Here is a 17,149-nt window from a genome sequence, read left to right as displayed (position 1 = left end):
CAGTAGTTCCACACCTGATTCACCTCGCGCGCCATCAAGGACAGCACGGCGGCGTGCTTGTCCTTGATGCGCAGCTTGAGGGTCTTGGTGGCTTCCATGAGATCACTGTAGCACAATTGGTCTATGACACAAGAAACTGACTATCGACGGGGCAGACACTGCGTTTTTGCCATTCATGCCCACTTGGTCTTCGTGACCAAATACAGGCGCGGAGTGTTCCGACAAGAGCACCTCGACCGCCTTCATCGCATCCTTGGCGACGTGTGCAAGGACTTCGATGCCGAGCTGATCGAGTTCAACGGCGAGCGCGATCACGTCCACCTGCTCATCAACTACCCGCCGAAGGTCGCGTTGAGCGCGCTGGTGAACAGCCTGAAGGGGGTTTCATCGCGCCTGTTGCGCAAGGAATTCGGGGACTTCCATCCGTGGCTGAAGCGCCGGGGCGTTTTGTGGTCCCCGTCCTACTTCGCCGCGTCTTGTGGTGGAGCGCCAATCGAAATCCTGCGTCAGTACATCGAACAGCAGCAAGCCGTTCCGGCTTGAACGCTCGACCCCGGGCTGAACCCCGGGGCTTGTCGCTTCGTCCGGGTCAATCGCTCCAGGACATAGCCGCTCTGGACGCGCAGGAGCAGGCGGCCCTTGCGCCTGCTGTCTCGTCTCACTTCAAAGAAGACAGCGTAGTTCGACGCAGGCGTCCCGGGCTCCGCGGGCTGGACCTCGAACGTCACGAAGTTGGGCCGGCTCGGATCGGCAACCTTGATGGATCTGGTCTGCAGTTCCTGAATCAGCCGGGGCAGGTATTCACGGGACAGTGCGTACCGTGTCTTGTCCAGGACACGGCGGATGCTGCCGTCCATCACGACGTGGGCCTCGTCGACCACTTCTCCTGGTTCGACTTCACGAGAGAAGCAGTGGTTCGAGAAGAAGACAACGACAGCCACGCTGACGGAGCTACCCGGGGAGGCCTCGACGGGCGTGTGGAATGCAAACGCCTCCAGGTGTTCGAATGTCCACAGCTCGCTCCCGTAGGCCAAAGGCGAGAACCGATGGTCATCTGTGACCGCGTCGATGTGGTCATCCATTGAAATTCTGGTCATCAAGCAGAGCCCCCCGTTCTTTTTTGACCCCCGACCTGATGGCCGTGTCACCTTGGTGGATGAGCGGCTTTGTGGGTCGGGGTGAAGAGTCTATGACACAGGCTGCTCTCGCCATGTTCCTGGTGTCGTGGGATGGCTTGGCGGTCACCCCCGCGCCGGCGGAGACCCACGACCACCACGCCCGCCGGCCACCCCCGCGCGCCGCTCGCGCATGCGCTCCCTGAGCCGCTCGCCCTCAAGGCGGTCGCGCTCGGCCTGGAGCTGGGCCAGGCGGGCCTCGAGGCGGGCGTGGCGCTCGAGCTGGGCGAGCTGCTCGGAGCGGGCCTGGGTGCGCTCGCGCTCGAGCTGGGCGGCGCTGTCGCGGGCCTGCTCGGCCAGGCGCTGCTCGGCGCGCTGGCGGGCCTGGCGCTCGCGGTCCATGTCGGCGGCGGCGCGGCGCTCGGCGTCGCGGGCGCGGGCGTGGGCCTCGTCGATGGCCAGGCGGGCCTGTTCGCGCTCGCCCCGGGCCTGCTCGTGCAGGCGGGTCTGTTCCTGGCGGGCGTGCTCGCGCAGCTGCTCGCGCTCGAGCTGCGCGGCGGCCAGCGCCCGGGCCTGGGCGGCGTCGCGCTCGGCCTGGGCGGCCTGGGTGGCGGCGAGCTGCAGGCGCAGGGCATCCAGCTCGGCGGCCTGCGCCTGGGCGAGGGCCTGCACGCGCGCCAGCTCCGCGGCCTGGGCGTCGCGCTCGGCGCGGGCCTGGCGGGCCTGGTCCTCGGCCTGGAGCGCGCGGGTCTCGGCGGCCTGGTGGGCCAGCGCCTGCGCGGTCTCCCAGAGCTGGCGGGCGAGATCGCGCACCGGCTCGGGCGCGTCGGTCTCGGGCGCGCGGAAGGCCTGCGGGTCGGCGATGCGCGCGCCCAGCCGGGCGAACCAGCTCTCCAGATGGGGACTGACGGTGTTGGGCGAGCCGCGGCCGATCTTCAGGCGCACGCGCTCGATGGTCGGGCGAGCGCCTTCGAGCAGCAGCGCGTCGGCGGCTTTCCAGACATCCTGTTCGGTGATCCCGCGACTCATGGTGAAGCGCCCTCTCTCGGTCGATTGATTAGCAACGATAATTGAAGCTTATCGTTAGTTGAGTACATGAACTGTCTGATATCATACAGCACATGGATATTTCATACGAACTGATCACGCTCGACCCCGCCGCCGGCACGCCGGTGCTGGCCACCGACGAGCTCAGCCCCAGCGCGGTGGCCGCGCTGCGCGATCTGCTCGATCAGGGCGAGTCGCCCAACACGGTGCGCAGCTACCGCTCGGCCATGCGCTACTGGGCCGCCTGGTTCAGCCTGCGCTACGGCCGACGCCTGGAGCTGCCGCTGCCGGTGACCGTGGTGCTGCAGTTCATCGTCGACCACGGCCAGCGCCAGGACGACGCCGGCCGCCTGCTGCACGATCTGCCCGAGCCGGTCGACGCCGCACTCGTCGCCGCCGGCCACAAGGCCGCCCTGGGCGCGCCCACGCTCTCGACCCTCACGCACCGCGTGAGCGTGCTGTCGAAGATCCACCAGCTCCAGGGCCTCGAGAATCCGTGCGTCGACGGCCGCGTGCGCGAACTCACCGCGCGCCTCAGGCGCGGCTACGCCCGCCGCGGCGCCGCCCAGCCCCACGCCAAGCCCGCGCTCACCCGCGAGCCGCTGCAGGCGCTGCTCGATACCTGCGACGACTCCCTGGCCGGCCTGCGCGATCGCGCGCTGCTGCTCTTCGCCTTCTCCAGCGGCGGCCGGCGCCGCTCCGAGGTCACCGCGGCGACGCTGGACAACACCCGCCCGGCCCCGCGCTCGCCCGGCCAGCCCAGCGCCCGCGACGAGCCCGCCTTCGTGCACCTCATGGGCGTGTCCAAGTCCAACCAGTCCGGCCGCACCCGCGCCGATTCCCACAAGCCGGTCGTCGGCCAGGCGGCCCTGGCCCTGCAGGCCTGGCTCGACGCCTGGCGCGCCCACCACACCGCCCGCGGCCTGCCGCCCCCCGAGGGCGCGATCTTTCGGCGCATCCGCAAGGGCGGCGCCATCGCCGAGCCCCTCACCCCCCAGGCCGTGCGCGCCATCGTCCAGGCCCGCGCCGCCCTCGCCGGCCTCGACGCCTCAGGCTTCTCCGCCCACTCCCTGCGCTCCGGCTTCGTCACCGAGGCCGCCGCTCAGAACATCCCCATGCCCGAGACCATGGCCCTCACCGGCCACCGCTCCCCGGCTTCCGTCATCGGCTACTTCCGCCAGGGCGAGGTCCTGGGGCTGCGCGCGGCGCGGTTGATGGAGGACAACAACGCCGAGCCCCCCGAACCGAAGAAGCAACGTTGAACCGGGAGGTTCCAGGCCGGTTGCGGGCACAATCGCGGGTTCCCGAGCGATCACCACATGAACATCATCATCCTGGACGACTATCAGGACGCGGTGCGCAAGCTCCAGTGCGCCCAGCGTCCCGAACTGCAGAACGCCAAGGTCTTCACCAACACCGTCAAGGGCATCGGCCAGCTGGCGGTGCGCCTCAAGGATGCCGAGATCCTGGTGCTGATCCGCGAACGCACCCATTTCCCGAAGGCGCTGCTGGAGAAGCTGCCGCGCCTGAAGCTGATCGCCCAGACCGGGCGGGTCGGTCCGCACATCGATGTGGAGACCTGCACCCGCCTGGGCATCGCGGTGGCCGAGGGCGTGGGCTCGCCGGTGGCGCCGGCCGAGCTGACCTGGTCGCTGATCATGGCCTCGATGCGCCGGTTGCCGCAGTACATCGGCAATCTCAAGCACGGTGCCTGGCAGCAGTCCGGACTGAAGGCCGGCTCGATGCCGCCGAACTTCGGCCTCGGCATGACGCTGTCGGGCCGCACGCTGGGCCTGTGGGGCTACGGCCGCATCGGCCGGCTGGTGGGGGGCTACGGCCGCGCCTTCGGCATGAAGGTGCAGGTCTGGGGCAGCGAGGCCTCGCGCCAGCGCGCGGTGGCCGACGGCTTCGAGGCGGCGGCCTCGCGCGAGGCCTTCTTCACGGACGCCGACGTGCTGAGCCTGCACCTGCGCCTGACGCCCGAGACGCGCGGCCTGGTGACGATGGACGACCTGTCGCGGATGAAGCCGACCGCCCTGCTGGTCAACACCTCGCGCGCCGAGCTGATCGGCGACAACCTGCTGGTGACCGCCTTGAACCGCGGCCGCCCCGGCATGGCCGCGGTCGATGTCTTCGAGAGCGAGCCGATCCTGCAGGGCCATCCGCTGCTGCGCCTGGAGAACGCGGTGTGCACGCCGCACATCGGCTATGTCGAGCTCGACAGCTACGAGAACTATTTCAAGGCTGCCTTCGACAATGTGACCGCCTACCTGGCCGGGCAGCCGACCCACATCGTCAATCCGGACGCCTTCAAGCTCCACCCCGGTCTCTGAGGCCGGATGATGAGCGCGTCGCCCTCGTCGCCGCCTGCGCTGGCCTCGGCACAGAACGCGCTCCGTTTCGGCAATTTCGCCATCGGCTGCGGCGTCATGGTGGTGGGCGGCTCGCTCAACGACCTGGTGCGCTCGCTGCAGGTGTCGGTGGCGCTGGGCGGTCAGCTCATCAGCGTCGGCGCGGTCTTCATGTGCATCGGCGCGCCGCTGCTGGCGGCGCTGCTGTCCGGCCGGGACCGCCGCTGGCTGCTGCAGATGACGCTGGCCTGGTACGCGGCCGGCCATCTGCTGTGCGCGCTGGCCCCGGACTACGCCACGCTGCTGCCGCTGCGGGCGCTGACCATGCTGGGCGCGGCGGTGTTCACCCCGCAGGCGGCGGCAGCGATCGGCTGGATGGCACCGCCCGAGCAGCGCGGCCGGGCCATCACCTCGGTATTCCTGGGATGGTCGCTGGCTTCGGTGCTGGGCATGCCGCTGCACAGCTACATCGGCGAGGCCTTCGGCTGGCGCTGGGCCTTCGGGCTGGTGGCGCTGCTGGCCGGGCTGGGTGCGCTCTGGGTCGGCCGAGCGCTGCCGGAGGGCGTGAAGCCGCCGGCCCTGTCGCTGTCGCGCTGGGCCGAGGTGCTGACCCATCCGGTGCTGATGGCCATCGTGCTGGTGACCGCACTGGCCGGCGCCGGCCAGTTCACGCTGTTCTCCTATGTGGCGCCCTACTATCGCCAGGTGCTGGGCGCGGGTGCGCTGGAGATCAGCCTGCTGTTCATGGCCTTCGGCGCCTGGGGGCTGGCGGGCAATCTGCTGCTGAGCCGGCGCATCGACCGCATCGGTCCGGCGCGGGCGGTGCGGCTGTTCCTGGCGGGCATCGCGGTCGGCCAGCTGCTGTGGCCGCTCGGACAGAGCGTGATGCTGATGCTGGTCGTCATGGTGCCCTGGGCCTTCGGGACCTTCGCGACCAACTCCGCCCAGCAGGCGCGGCTGGGCGCGGCGGCGCCGGCGCTGGCTCCGGCACTGCTGGCGCTCAATACCTCGGCGATCTATCTCGGCCAGGCGATCGGTGCGGCCTCGGGCGGCGTGATCGTCGATCTGCAGGGCTTCGGGGCGCTGCACGGCGTCAGTCTGGGCTGGACGCTGCTGGCGATCGCGCTGAGCATATGGGCCGAGCGCCGTCTGCGCCGTGATCCGGACCATGTCTGAGCGCCCTGCCTTGCCCGACACCATCCGCCCGGCCTCGCCCTGGGCGCTGTTCGTGGCCTTCAGCCTGCTGGCGCTGCAGGGCTTCGGCGGCGTCATCGCGATCGCGCAGCGGGTGGTGGTCGAGCAGCGCCGCTGGCTGACGAAGACCGAGTTCCTCGAGCTGCTGGCCGCCGGCCAGGTGCTGCCCGGGCCGAATGTGGTCAACCTCTCGCTGATGATCGGCGACCGCTTCTTCGGCTGGCGCGGCGCGCTGGCGGCGATGGGCGGCATGATCCTGCCGCCGATGGCGGTGGTGCTGGCCGCGACCGTGCTCTACGGCCGGCTGGCGCCGGAGCTGCCGGCGCTGGCGGGCGCCTTGCGCGGCATGGGCGCGGTCTCCGCCGGCATGATCCTGGCGACCGGCCTGAAGCTGATGGGCGGGCTGGCGAAGCAGCCGCTGGGCGGGCGCGTCGGCCTGGTCTATGCCGGGATGACCGCACTGGCGGTGGGCGCGCTGCGCTGGCCGATGGCCGCCGTGGTGCTGGGCCTGGGCAGCGTCGCGGTGCTGCACGCCGCCTGGGTGATCCGGCGCGCGGAAGGTCAGCGATGAGCCCCGCCATGCCGGTCGACCTCTGGGCGATGTTCCTGCACTTCATGGCGATGTCGCTGCTGTCGATCGGCGGCGCGGTGGCCACCGTGCCCGACATCCACCGCTTTGTCGTCGAGGAGCGCGGCTGGCTGGGCGATGCGCAGTTCACCGACTCGATTGCGCTGGCACAGGCCGCGCCAGGCCCGAACCTGCTGTTCGTCGCGGTGATCGGCTGGAATGTCGCCGGGCCGGCGGGTGTGCTCGCCTCGATGGCGGGCATGCTGCTGCCGAGCACCACGCTGGCCTGGGCCGCGACCCGCTGGGGTCTGCGACGGCGGGATCACCTCGGGGTGCGCGCCTTCACCGGCGGCATGTCGGCGATCACCGTCGGACTGCTGCTGTCGAGCGGCTGGATCCTGTCGCAGCCGGCGTGGCGCATGCCGGCACGCCAGGCCACGGGCAGCGCGGTGCTGATGCTGGTCACGGTGGCCGTGATGCTGCGCACCCGGCTCAGTCCGATGTGGCTGATCGCGCTGGGCGCGGCGGTCGGGGCCCTCGGTCTGGCATGAGCGTGATCGCCAGCACGCCCGCCAGTGCCCAGGCTGCCAGCAGCAGCGGAAATCCGGTCTGCGGCGACCACTGCAGCGCCATGCCCCCCAGCGCCGGCGCCATCATGCCGCCCAGCGTGTAGGACATCACCAGCACGGCGGTGGCGCTGACCAGCGCGACGCCCTGGTGGCGGTGGCCGATGTCGATCATCGCCACGGTGTAGAGCCCGCCGCCGGCGCCACCCCACAGCAGCGCGATCAGCCAGGCCAGCGCGCCGGCCTCGCCCACCCACGGCAGCAGCAGCGTGGCGGCCAGATTGACCAGCGCGCAGAGCTTCCACACCGCCTGACGGCCAAATCGGTCGACCAGCTCGCCCACCGGCACCATCATCACCGCGCTGCCCAGGCCGCTGGCCGACACCAGCAACGCCGCCAGTGCCGCGCCCAGCCCGATCGCCAAGCCGTAGAGCGGCAGCACGCTGGACAGCCCCGCCTCGAAGAAGCCGCCGATCAGGCCGGCGGCCATCACCGCCGGCGCGGCGCGCAGCGCGTCCAGGATGCCGCTCAGGCCCGGCCGGGCGCCGTCGTCCTCCAGATGGCTGTGCAGTGCCGGCACCCGCAGGCTCAGCAGCAGGGCCGCCGCCAGCAGACCGACCGCCAGCCAGCGGAGCCAGCTCGCCTCCAGGCCGGCGCCGGTCAGCGCCGACAGGCAGGCCGGGCCGACGACGAAGGTCAGCCCGACCATCGTCTCGAACAGGCCGACGATGCGCCCTCGCCGCTCGGGGGGCGCCAGCTCGGCCACCATCGCCTCGGCGACGATCCAGCGCAGCGCACCCGCCATGCCGGCGATCAGATAGAGCAGCGCCCACAGCGGCACCGCATCGCTCAGATTGATGCCCGCATAGGCCACCAGCGGCACCGCCGCAGCCAGCAGCAGCGCGCGGCGTGCGCCGAGCCGGCGCACCCAGCCGGCGGTGAAGGGCGTGGCCAGCGCCATGCCCAGCCACTGCACCGCGCCGAACAGGCCGATCCAGGCCTCCTCCAGCCCGCGTGCCTTCAAGGTGAACAGCAGCAGCGGGCCGTACATGAACAGCCCGCACAGTTCGAGAAAGGTCGCCGCGAACAGCGCGATCAGCCCTCCCCGCATGGCTCCCCGGGACGATGCAGGCTTCAGAGCGGATCCAGCAGGCGGGGCAGCAGCGTCGCGGCGCTGCCGGTCAGGACGATGTGGGCCTCGTCGTCGATCTCGCTGACCTGGGTGTTGAGAATGACGACATGCGCGCCGGCATGACGCGCACGCGCCGCCAGGCCGGCGGCGGGCCAGACCGCACCGGAGGTGCCCACCACCAGCATCACGTCGCAGGCGCTGGCGGCCTCCTCGGCCGCGGTCAGGTCGCGGTAGTCGAGCGACTCGCCGAACCAGACCACGCCCGGGCGCAGCCGGTTGCCGCAGTCCGGGCAGCGCGGCGGACGGCCGGGCTCGGCGCGGGAGGGCTCGCAGGGACGGCGCATCAGGTCCTCGCCGCGCGGGCAGGCGTCGAGCCAGCGGTCGGTCAGGATCGAGCCGTGCAGCGCGACGATGCGTGCGCCCTCGCCCGCCCGGGCGGCCGCGCGCTGGTGCAGGTCGTCGACGTTCTGCGTCAGGATCGTCAGCCGGCCCGGATGACGCGCCGCGTAGCGCGCCAGCGCGACATGGCCGGCATTGGGTTCGGCCTGGCGCACGCCGTCGCGGCGCATCTGGTACCAGTCCCAGACCCGCTGCGGATCGGCGCGAAAGCCCGCCTCGCTGGCGAGCTGCATCGGGTCGAGGTTCGCCCACAGCCCGGTCTGCGCATCGCGAAAGGTCGGGATGCCGCTCTCCGCCGACATGCCCGCCCCGCTGAGCACGCAGACCGACGCGGCCTGGCGCAGCTTCGCCCGCAGGTCGCGGAACGGGTGGGCATAGCGGCGGTCGCGCATCAGTCCGCTTTCGGCGCCTCGGTCGGCGCCTCGGTCGGCGCTTCGGTCGAGATGTCTGCCGCGGCGGGGGTGTCCGCGGCGGCCGGCAGCGTGGCGGTGCCCGCCTTCAGGCGCTGGCGCAGCGCCTCGTACAGGCACACCGCCGAGGCGACCGAGACATTCAGGCTCTCGACCGCGCCCATCATCGGAATCCTCACCAGCCGGTCGCAGGTCTTGCTGGTGAGATCGCGGATGCCGCGGTCCTCGGCGCCCAGCACGAAGGCCACCGGGCCGGACAGGTCGAGGTCATGGATCGAGTCGGTGGCCGCATCGCTGGTGCCGACGATCAGGATGTCGCGCTCCTTGAGCTCGAGCATCGTGCGCGCCAGATTGGTCACCATGAAGTACGGCACCGTCTCGGAGGCGCCGCTGGCGACCTTGGCCACCGTCGCGTTGATGCCGACCGCATGGTCGCGCGGCACGATCACGCCGTGCGCGCCCACGCCGTCGGCCACCCGCAGGCAGGCGCCCAGGTTGTGCGGATCGGTCACGCCGTCGAGCAGCAGCAGCAGCGGCGGGCCCTCGACGCCGTCGAGGTGGTCGTCGATCGAGTGCGTCACCGGCAGCGGCGACACGAAGGCCATCACGCCCTGGTGGCGCGGGTTGCCGACCAGCTTGTCGATGCGCTTGGCATCGCTCTCGACGAGGTTGCGGCCGGCCTCGCGGGCGCGGTCGAGGAACTGGCGCATCCGACCGTCGCGGCGGGTCGGATCGAAATGGATCTCGCGGATCGTGTCGGGCGCGGTCTTCAGGCGGACCTGGATGGCATGAAAGCCGAAGAGGAGGGATCGAGACATCCTCGCATTATCCGCCGCTATCCGACCCGCCGGCCGGCCTCGATGCGGATCTGCCGGTCGCAGCGCGCGGCGATGCCCGGATCATGGGTCACCAGCACCAGCGTGGTGCCGGCCTCGCGGTTGAGTTCGAGCATCAGCTGCATCACCGCCTCGCCGGTGGCATGGTCCAGGCTGCCGGTGGGTTCGTCGGCCAGCAGCAGCGCCGGACGCACCACGAAGGCCCGCGCCAGCGCGACCCGCTGCTGCTCGCCGCCCGACAGCAGCTTGGGATAGTGGCCCAGCCGCGCGCCGAGCCCGACCCGGCCGAGCATCTCGGTGGCCAGCGCCCTGGCCTCGCGCACGCCGCGCAGCTCCAGCGGCAGCATCACGTTCTCCAGCGCGGTCAGGTGCGCCATCAGCTGGAAGCTCTGGAAGACGAAGCCCACGCGCTCGCCGCGCACCGCCGCGCGCGCATCCTCGTCGAGCGAGAACAGGTCGATGCCGTCGAGCTTCACCGTGCCGCTGCTGGGCACGTCCAGCCCGGCCAGGATCGACAGCAGCGTGCTCTTGCCCGAGCCCGAGGCGCCGACGATGGCCACCGATTCCCGCCGCGGCAGCGCCAGATCGATCTCGTGCAGAATCGTCAGCTCGCCCGTGGCGTCGCGCACCCGCTTGCTCACGCCCGAGACCTCGATGATCGCCGTGCCTGCCGTGTCCTTCATGTCGCCCTGTCCTGGATTCGCCCCGAATTGGAAGCGTCGCCACTGTATCGCGGCGCTGCTGTCCCTGGCTGTCGCCGGGTCCGCCTCGGCCCAGGCGCCGGGCGCGGCGACGCGACGCGTGCTGATCGTTGGCGACAGCCTGTCGGCGGAATACGGCATCGCGCGCGGCAGCGGCTGGGTGGCGCTGCTCGAGCGCAGGCTGGCGGACCGCAAGATCGCGGCAGGCGTCATCAATGCCAGCATCAGCGGCGACACCACCTCCGGCGGTCGCGCCCGGCTGGCGGCGCTGCTGGCGCAGCATCGGCCCACGCATGTGGTGATCGAGCTGGGCGGCAACGACGCGCTGCGCGGCCTGCCGCTGAAGCAGACCGAGGCCAATCTGGTGGCGATGACACGCGCCGCACGCGAAGCCGGCGCGAAGGTGCTGCTGGTCGGCATGCAGGTGCCTCCCAACTATGGCGCCGCCTATGCCCGCGACTTCGCGGCGCTTTTCGCTCAGGTGGCACAGGCCGAGAAGACCGCGCTGGTGCCCTTCCTGCTGGCCGGCATTGCCGATGATCCGGCCGATCCGCTGCGCTGGTTCCAGCCCGACCGGATCCATCCGGTCGCTGCCGCGCACCCGCGCATTCTCGACAATGTCTGGCCGGTGCTGCAGCGCTGGCTCAGCCCTTCGGGGGCGTGAAGCCGGACATGCCGGGAAAGAAGCTCTCGGCCTGCTTCTGCATCTGCTCCTGCATCTGGTTCATCAGCAGGCGCGACTGGTCGAGGTAGCCGCTCATCATGTTCTGGATCACCGGGTTCTGGCCGGACATGAACTGCGTCCAGGCCTCCGGCGTGAAGGCCTTGCCCTCATACAGGCCGCCGGTCTGCTCGCTCAGGTTGCGGTGCATCTCGACGAAGCCCTGCAGGTTCTTCTCGAGATAGGCGCCCATCAGGCCCTGCATGGTGTGGCCGTAGAAGCGGATGATCTGCGCCAGCATCTGGGTCGAGAACATCGGCATGCCGGCGCTCTCCTCTTCCAGGATGATCTGCAGCAGGATGCTTCGGGTCAGGTCCTCGCCGCTCTTGGCGTCGCGCACCTCGAAGGTCTGGGCCTCCAGCACCATCTGCTTGACATCGCTGAGAGTGATGTAGCTGCTGGTGCGGGTGTCATAGAGACGGCGGTTCGGGTACTTCTTCAGCACGCGCAGCCCGTCGGTGCGACCGGGCTCGGCCTCGGTCTCGGCGGTGCGGCGATTCGATGGCATGCAAATTTCTCCTGTGTGCGTTGCACAAAGATTCTAGGCATCCGGCTGACCGGGCTCCGGTCAGGGTTTGCCCCTGAGTTCATCGAAAGCAGTGGATCGCGGACAGACCGGAAATGCAAGAGTGTCGGACTCGCTTTGCAGGCATGGGTTCCGCGAGGAAGAACGAAGAAAAAAACCGAGCCCGCGAACAGGGCCAGAGAATGGCGAGGCACCAACGAAAAAGGCGCCGGGAATCAGCCGGCGCCTTTTGGGATATCTGGTAGGCACAATTGGATTCGAACCAACGACCCCCACCATGTCAAGGTGGTGCTCTAACCAACTGAGCTATGTGCCTGCACGTCTTTCTGAAGAAACTCGATTCTATCCAGAAAACCTGCCTATCTGCAAACTTGCTGCAGATCAGGGATTCTGGTAGGCGCGATTGGATTCGAACCAACGACCCCCACCATGTCAAGGTGGTGCTCTAACCAACTGAGCTACGCGCCTGAAAACCGCTTTTCATCCAGAAGGACAAAAACCTCTGGTAGGCACAATTGGATTCGAACCAACGACCCCCACCATGTCAAGGTGGTGCTCTAACCAACTGAGCTATGTGCCTGTCGAGCCCTCGACTATAGCACGGTTCGAATTCGCGTCAATCATTTTCTTCGCGCACTGAGCACGCCGCCGATCTGCGCGACCTGCGCCAGCACATGGGCCAGCGCGGCGGAACTGCTGACCTCGATGGTGAAGGTCATCCAGGCCGTGCCGCGCATCGACTGGGTATGCACGCCGATGACATTGGTCTTCTCGCGCGCAAAGACCTCGGAGATGTCGCGCAGCAGCCCCTGGCGGTCGTGGGCCATCACCGAGACATTGACCGGATAGACCGGCGCCCGGCCCATGACCGGCGGTGCCTCGCCCCACTGGACCTCGATGATGCGTTCGGGATGGCGTGCGGCCAGCTGACGGAAGTTGGCGCAGTCCGAGCGATGCACCGCCACGCCCTTGCCGCGGGTCACGAAGCCGCCGATCGCGTCAGGCGGCGCCGGGCGGCAGCAGTGCGCCAGCTGGGTCAGCAGCGACTCCACCCCCACCACCAGCACTGCGCTCTTGCCCGACAGCGCGCCGGTGGCCGGGCGCGAGACCTGGACCTCCTCCTGCGGGGTCAGCGGCACCGGCGCGGGCGGCGGACGCAGCACGCTCTCGATGTTGCGCAGCGAATACTCGTCCTTGCCGACGAGCTCGAACAGCGCCTCGGCATTGCGGAAACCCAGCTGCGCGGCCAGATCGTCGAGCCGGATCGCGGTGCGGCCCTCGCGCTGCAGCAGCCGGTCGACCGCCTCGCGGCCGCGTGCGATCGTGTCCTGCAGCGCCCGCGCGTTGAACCAGGCCCGTGCCTTGGCCCGCGAGCGCTGGCTCTTCAGATAGCCCTGCTGCGGGTTGAGCCAGTCCAGCGACGGGCCGCCTTCCTTCGCCGCGATCACCTCGATGGTCTGGCCGCTCTGCAGCGGGGTGTTGAGCGGCACCATCTGGCCATCGACCCGCGCGCCGCGGCAGCGGTGGCCCAGATCGGTGTGCAGGTTGTAGGCGAAGTCGACCGCGGTGGCGCCGGCCGGCAGCTCGATCAGGCGCGCTGCCGGCGTGAAGACATAGATGCGGTCCTCGAAGAAGCCCTGCGCCGGCATGTTGTGGCCGACGAAGTCGCGCTCCCAGGCCAGCAGCTGCTGCAGCACCGCCCGGCGCGCCTGCGCGACCCGGTCCTCGAAGTCGCCGGCGGCGCTGACGCCCGCATAGCCCTTGGTGCCCGCCTCCTTGTAGGCCCAGTGCGCGGCCACGCCGCTCTCGGCACGATCGTGCATCTCGCGGGTGCGGATCTGGATCTCGATCGGGCGCGCGCCGTCTTCGGGGCCGTCGACCACGACGGTGTGCAGCGACTGGTAGCCGTTGGGCTTGGGCCGGGCGATGTAGTCGTCGAACTCGTCGGGCAAGGCCCGCCAGACCTCATGCACCCGGCTCAGCGCCGCATAGCAGTCCGGCACCGAGTCGACGATGACCCGCATCGCACGCACATCGAAGACCCGCTCGAAGGGCAGCTTCTTGCCCTGCATCTTCTTCCAGATCGAGTAGATGTGCTTCGGGCGGCCGTGCACCTCGGCGGTGATGCCGGCGCCGGCCAGCTCGGCCTCGAGCCGGCGGCGTGCCGCCTCGATGCTCTGCTCGCGCTCGATGCGCTTCTCGTCGAGCAGCCGGGCGATGCGCTTGTAGTCGTCGGGCCGGAGGAAGCGGAAGGCCAGATCCTCCAGCTCCCACTTGATCTGCCAGATGCCGAGCCGGCTGGCCAGTGGCGCGAAGACCTGCTGCGCCTCGCGCGCCAGCGCCGCCGGGCATGGCAGCTTGGTCGCGGCGTAGAAACGCAGCGTCTGCAGGCGTGAGGCCAGCCGCAGCAGCACCACGCGCAGGTCGCGCGAGAAGGCCAGCAGCATCTTGCGCACCCGCTCGATCTGCTCGGCCTGGAGCTCGCGGTCGGTCTCGTCGGTCCAGGCCGCGCGCGCGTTGCGCTGGATGCGCACCAGCTGTCGGGTGTGCGCGACCAGGCTGGCATAGGACGCGCCGAAGGCCTGCTCGACCACCACTTCCGGCTCGGCGAGGAAGTCCCCGGCATAGACCAGGTAGACGGCCGCCTGCATCGACGGCGCCGCGCCGATGCCCCGCAGGATCGCGGCCACGCCGTCGGCATGCTCGAGCGCGTTCTCGCCGGTGTCGAAGCGGCTGCTGGCCAGCAAGGGCTCGGCGAAGCGGCGGGCCCGATCGAGACGCTCATGCTCCTCGGTGACGCTGTCGATGCTCGGGCCGGCGGTGGTGGAGTCCGCGAGCTGGACGATCGCGGCAGGCGCCTCGGTGGGGTCGAGGCCGAAGGTCTTCATCAAGGCAAGGGAATCACGAAGGAAGGAAACACACCGGAGCGGCCTCAGCCGCCGAGCAGGAAGTCGCGCACGCAGTCGACCTGGTCGGGCTGCATCAGCATCGGCGCATGGCCGACGCCGGCGAACTCGACGCAGCGCGCCTGGCGGCCGCGCTGCACCATCGCCTGCGCGGTCTGTGCCGACAGCAGATCGGACTCGGCGCCGCGCAGCAGCAGCAGCGGATCCTCGATCGACGCCCAGGACTGCCACAGCAGCGCCTCGCCGAGGCGGCCGATCTCGGGCGTCCAGCTGCGGAAGGGCACGGCGATGGCCGGGTCGTAGTGCAGCCGCCAGCCGCCCTCGGGCGCCGGATGCAGCATCGGCCGGCCCAGCTCGGCCCACTGCTCGGGCGTGTGCGGACCGAAGCTGGCCGAGATGGTCTGCAGGTAGGCGATGCCCTGCTCGACCGACTCGAAGCGCAGCGGCTGGCCCAGGTACTGGCCGATGCGCGCGATCGCGACCGGCTCCAGCGCCGGGCCGACATCGTTGACCACCATGCGGCGGATCAGCGGCGGCTGGCCGGCGGCGCGCAACCCGGCCAGGCCCATGCCGATCAGGCCGCCCATCGAGGTGCCGACCCAGTCGACCCGCTCGACGCCCAGCCGCGCGATCAGCGTGACCATGTCGGCCACATAGGTCGGAATCTGGTAGAGCGACGGGTCGGCCAGCCAGTCGGAGCGCCCGCGGCCGACCACGTCCGGGCAGATCACCCGCCGGTCGGCGGCCAGCGCGCGCGCCAGCGTGTCGAAGTCGCGGCCCTGCCGCGCCAGGCCGTGCACGCAGACGACCACCTCCGGATTGGCGGGGTCGCCCCATTCGGCATAGGCCATGCGGTGCAGACCGCCGGGATGGGCACAGGTGACGTGGTGCAGTCGGGGTTCTTGCATGGCGGCAGCGTTGAGGTTCGACATCGACGATGGGGCTGTCAGGCGAAGCAGGAACTTCGCGTCCGATAATGCATGTTAACCAACCCGCTCCCCAACCCCCATTCTTCGGAGGAAGACAGATGCTGAAAGGCAAGACCGCGCTGGTCACCGGATCGACCAGCGGCATCGGCCTGGGCGTGGCCCTGTGCCTGGCACGTCAGGGTGCCAATGTGATTCTCAACGGCTTCGGCGATGCCGAAGGCCCGAAGGCCGAGGTCGCCGCGCTGGGCGTGAAGGCCGGCTATCACGGCGCCGACATGAGCAAGCCCGCCGACATCGAGGCGATGATGGCCTACGCCGAGGCCGAGTTCGGCGGCGTCGACATCCTGGTCAACAACGCCGGCATCCAGCATGTCGCGCCGGTCGAGGACTTTCCCGTCGAGCGCTGGGATGCGGTCATCGCGATCAACCTCAGCTCGACCTTCCACACGACGCGGCTGGCGCTGCCGTCGATGAAGGCGAAGAACTGGGGCCGCATCATCAACATCGCCTCGGTGCACGGCCTGGTGGCCTCGACGCAGAAGGCCGCCTATGTCGCGGCCAAGCACGGCGTCATCGGCCTGACCAAGGTGACCGCGCTGGAGAACGCCACCACCGGCGTGACCTGCAACGCGATCTGCCCGGGCTGGGTGCTGACGCCGCTGGTGCAGAAGCAGGTCGACGCGCGTGCCGCCAAGGACGGCGTCGACAACGACGAGGCCGTGCGCCGGCTGCTCGGCGAGAAGCAGCCCTCGCTGCAGTTCACCACGCCCGAGCAGCTCGGCGAGCTGGCGGTCTTCCTGTGCTCTTCCGCGGCCAGCAACGTGCGCGGCGTGGCCTGGAACGTCGATGGCGGCTGGACGGCGCAGTGATGCCGTGAGGCGTCGTGCCTGACGCGCTCAGCGCGTCATCGTGACGGTGCCCTGCACCGTCACCCCGAGCGTGGCCTGGCCGCCTTCGGTCGGCAGCGGGGCTGCCGCCTCGGCTGCGGCCATCGACGGGGACATGCGCGCCATCACCATCGGCGGGCGCATGCCGCCGTCGACCTCGGCATCCTGCACCGTGACCTCGCGCACCGTGTAGCCGCCGTAGCCGAAATGGCGCGACATCTCGGCCGCCCGCTCGCGAAAGCGCCGGATCGCCTGCTCGGTCAGCGCCGATTCGTGGCGCTCGCGGGCCTCCCGCGACAGGCTGTAGCCGGTCGAGACGATCGCCATGCCCGGCAGCCGCCCGGACAGCGCGGCGATGCGTGCGGCGTCACGCCCTTCCAGCGTCAGCCCGGCGCTGCCGCTCCAGCCGGAAATGCGACCGTCGCGGCCATGGCGGGGCTGGATCGAGAAGCCGCTGGTGCGCACCGTCATCTGCTGGCCTTCGGCCGCGCGGCGCGCCTCGTTCAGGGCGGTGTCCAGCACCTGCTTGAGTGCGGTCTGCACCTGGGCGGCATCGCTGCCCTCCCGGGTGACCTGCAGCATGACGGCGAGCTGGTCGCGGGCGACCTCGGTCTGTGCGCTGGCCGACAGGCTCAGCTGATGCGCCGGCCCACTCGCGATGGGCGGCGTCTGCGCCTGGGCGGCCATGCCCAGCAGCAGCGCGGGCAGCAGGGCCAGCAGCCATGCGCGCGACGAAGTGCGAAGAACAGAGGACATGCAGCTTTCCGTTCGATGAGGACGATGAAACCCTGTCAACGGCACAAACCACCGGACCGCTGACAGACATCGTGAATAATTCAACGGCAACCCCCTGGAAAGCTG

Annotated in this window: 19 protein-coding genes and 3 tRNA genes; 8 read left to right on the top strand and 14 right to left on the bottom strand. The window is 70.0% G+C overall.

The window, feature by feature from the left end:
• The coding region (locus tag NFT33_RS19135) for a hypothetical protein (RefSeq protein WP_259373318.1) at positions 1-98 on the bottom strand (98 nt) is incomplete at its 3' end.
• 25 nt (positions 99-123) lie between these two features.
• Here NFT33_RS19135 and tnpA point away from each other — a divergent pair.
• Complete coding sequence (gene tnpA, locus NFT33_RS02925; RefSeq protein ID WP_251672651.1) at positions 124-543, top strand: IS200/IS605 family transposase; 420 nt, start codon at positions 124-126, stop codon at positions 541-543.
• On the opposite strand, the gene NFT33_RS02920 is transcribed toward tnpA, so the two are convergent.
• Together NFT33_RS02920 and NFT33_RS02915 are read right to left on the bottom strand one after the other, a co-directional pair.
• Positions 507-1,082, bottom strand: coding sequence for a hypothetical protein (locus NFT33_RS02920; protein WP_251673029.1), 576 nt, complete (start codon positions 1,080-1,082; stop codon positions 507-509). The two genes, tnpA and NFT33_RS02920, sit on opposite strands and share 37 nt — an antisense overlap.
• A gap of 159 nt (positions 1,083-1,241) precedes the next feature.
• On the bottom strand, positions 1,242-2,144 hold the full coding sequence (locus tag NFT33_RS02915) for a DNA-binding protein (protein ID WP_251673027.1): 903 nt from the start codon (positions 2,142-2,144) through the stop codon (positions 1,242-1,244).
• A 92-nt stretch (positions 2,145-2,236) separates the two neighbouring features.
• Here NFT33_RS02915 and NFT33_RS02910 point away from each other — a divergent pair, with 92 nt between their 5' ends.
• From NFT33_RS02910 to NFT33_RS02890, 5 genes are read left to right on the top strand one after another with little or no spacing between them, the layout of a single operon-like run.
• The gene (locus tag NFT33_RS02910; protein WP_251673025.1) at positions 2,237-3,424 is read left to right on the top strand and encodes a site-specific integrase; all 1,188 of its coding nucleotides are present in this window, start codon (positions 2,237-2,239) and stop codon (positions 3,422-3,424) included.
• Positions 3,425-3,481: 57 nt separating this feature from the next.
• Positions 3,482-4,495, top strand: a complete 1,014-nt coding sequence (locus NFT33_RS02905) for a D-2-hydroxyacid dehydrogenase family protein (protein ID WP_251673023.1) — start codon at positions 3,482-3,484, stop codon at positions 4,493-4,495.
• A 9-nt stretch (positions 4,496-4,504) separates the two neighbouring features.
• Positions 4,505-5,689: an MFS transporter gene (locus NFT33_RS02900; RefSeq protein WP_251673021.1), complete on the top strand. Its 1,185-nt coding sequence runs from the start codon at positions 4,505-4,507 to the stop codon at positions 5,687-5,689.
• Positions 5,682-6,278: a chromate transporter gene (locus tag NFT33_RS02895; RefSeq protein ID WP_251673019.1), complete on the top strand. Its 597-nt coding sequence runs from the start codon at positions 5,682-5,684 to the stop codon at positions 6,276-6,278. The genes NFT33_RS02900 and NFT33_RS02895 overlap by 8 nt, the downstream gene beginning before the upstream one ends.
• Before the next feature lie 8 nt (positions 6,279-6,286).
• Positions 6,287-6,826, top strand: a complete 540-nt coding sequence (locus NFT33_RS02890) for a chromate transporter (protein WP_244954482.1) — start codon at positions 6,287-6,289, stop codon at positions 6,824-6,826.
• Here the strand turns inward: NFT33_RS02890 and NFT33_RS02885 are convergent.
• The 4 genes from NFT33_RS02885 to NFT33_RS02870 are packed head-to-tail and all read right to left on the bottom strand — an operon-like array spanning position 6,768 to position 10,301.
• Positions 6,768-7,952 (bottom strand): MFS transporter, encoded by a 1,185-nt coding sequence (locus tag NFT33_RS02885; protein ID WP_251673017.1) that lies wholly within the window; start codon positions 7,950-7,952, stop codon positions 6,768-6,770. The genes NFT33_RS02890 and NFT33_RS02885 overlap by 59 nt on opposite strands.
• Positions 7,953-7,975: 23 nt before the next feature.
• Positions 7,976-8,764, bottom strand: coding sequence for an SIR2 family NAD-dependent protein deacylase (locus NFT33_RS02880; protein WP_251673015.1), 789 nt, complete (start codon positions 8,762-8,764; stop codon positions 7,976-7,978).
• Positions 8,764-9,600, bottom strand: a complete 837-nt coding sequence (rlmB, locus tag NFT33_RS02875) for a 23S rRNA (guanosine(2251)-2'-O)-methyltransferase RlmB (RefSeq protein WP_251673013.1) — start codon at positions 9,598-9,600, stop codon at positions 8,764-8,766. Before rlmB ends, NFT33_RS02880 begins: the two co-directional genes overlap by 1 nt.
• 17 nt (positions 9,601-9,617) lie before the next feature.
• Positions 9,618-10,301 carry an ABC transporter ATP-binding protein gene (locus NFT33_RS02870; RefSeq protein WP_244954483.1) on the bottom strand — a complete coding sequence of 228 codons (684 nt, stop codon included), beginning with the start codon at positions 10,299-10,301 and terminating at the stop codon, positions 9,618-9,620.
• Between NFT33_RS02870 and NFT33_RS02865 the strand changes: the two genes are divergently transcribed.
• A complete protein-coding gene (locus tag NFT33_RS02865; RefSeq protein ID WP_246607722.1) occupies positions 10,300-10,983 on the top strand; it encodes an arylesterase in 684 nt (227 codons plus the stop codon). The two genes, NFT33_RS02870 and NFT33_RS02865, sit on opposite strands and share 2 nt — an antisense overlap.
• On the opposite strand, the gene phaR is transcribed toward NFT33_RS02865, so the two are convergent.
• From phaR to NFT33_RS02835, 6 genes are all read right to left on the bottom strand, one after another.
• Complete coding sequence (gene phaR / locus NFT33_RS02860) at positions 10,964-11,548, bottom strand: polyhydroxyalkanoate synthesis repressor PhaR (protein ID WP_220787436.1); 585 nt, start codon at positions 11,546-11,548, stop codon at positions 10,964-10,966. The two genes, NFT33_RS02865 and phaR, sit on opposite strands and share 20 nt — an antisense overlap.
• A 257-nt stretch (positions 11,549-11,805) precedes the next feature.
• Positions 11,806-11,882, bottom strand: a tRNA-Val gene (locus NFT33_RS02855).
• A gap of 75 nt (positions 11,883-11,957) precedes the next feature.
• Positions 11,958-12,034: transfer RNA gene (locus tag NFT33_RS02850), tRNA-Val, on the bottom strand.
• A gap of 35 nt (positions 12,035-12,069) precedes the next feature.
• Positions 12,070-12,146, bottom strand: a tRNA-Val gene (locus NFT33_RS02845).
• A 40-nt stretch (positions 12,147-12,186) separates the two neighbouring features.
• Positions 12,187-14,454, bottom strand: a complete 2,268-nt coding sequence (locus NFT33_RS02840; RefSeq protein WP_251673011.1) for a RelA/SpoT family protein — start codon at positions 14,452-14,454, stop codon at positions 12,187-12,189.
• A 44-nt stretch (positions 14,455-14,498) separates the two neighbouring features.
• Complete coding sequence (locus tag NFT33_RS02835) at positions 14,499-15,380, bottom strand: alpha/beta fold hydrolase (protein ID WP_251673009.1); 882 nt, start codon at positions 15,378-15,380, stop codon at positions 14,499-14,501.
• Between the two features lie 119 nt (positions 15,381-15,499).
• Here NFT33_RS02835 and NFT33_RS02830 point away from each other — a divergent pair, with 119 nt between their 5' ends.
• Positions 15,500-16,270, top strand: coding sequence for a 3-hydroxybutyrate dehydrogenase (locus NFT33_RS02830; protein WP_251673007.1), 771 nt, complete (start codon positions 15,500-15,502; stop codon positions 16,268-16,270).
• A 27-nt stretch (positions 16,271-16,297) separates the two neighbouring features.
• Here the strand turns inward: NFT33_RS02830 and NFT33_RS02825 are convergent, their stop codons facing one another.
• The gene (locus tag NFT33_RS02825) at positions 16,298-17,044 is read right to left on the bottom strand and encodes an SIMPL domain-containing protein (RefSeq protein WP_251673005.1); all 747 of its coding nucleotides are present in this window, start codon (positions 17,042-17,044) and stop codon (positions 16,298-16,300) included.
• Between the last annotated feature and the right edge of the window lie 105 nt (positions 17,045-17,149).

The organism is Sphaerotilus sp. FB-3 (assembly GCF_023706025.1).
GTDB lineage: Bacteria > Pseudomonadota > Gammaproteobacteria > Burkholderiales > Burkholderiaceae_C > Sphaerotilus > Sphaerotilus sulfidivorans.
The sequence above is the reverse complement of the archived record's forward strand: the minus strand, read 5'-3'. Positions and strand labels throughout refer to the sequence as shown.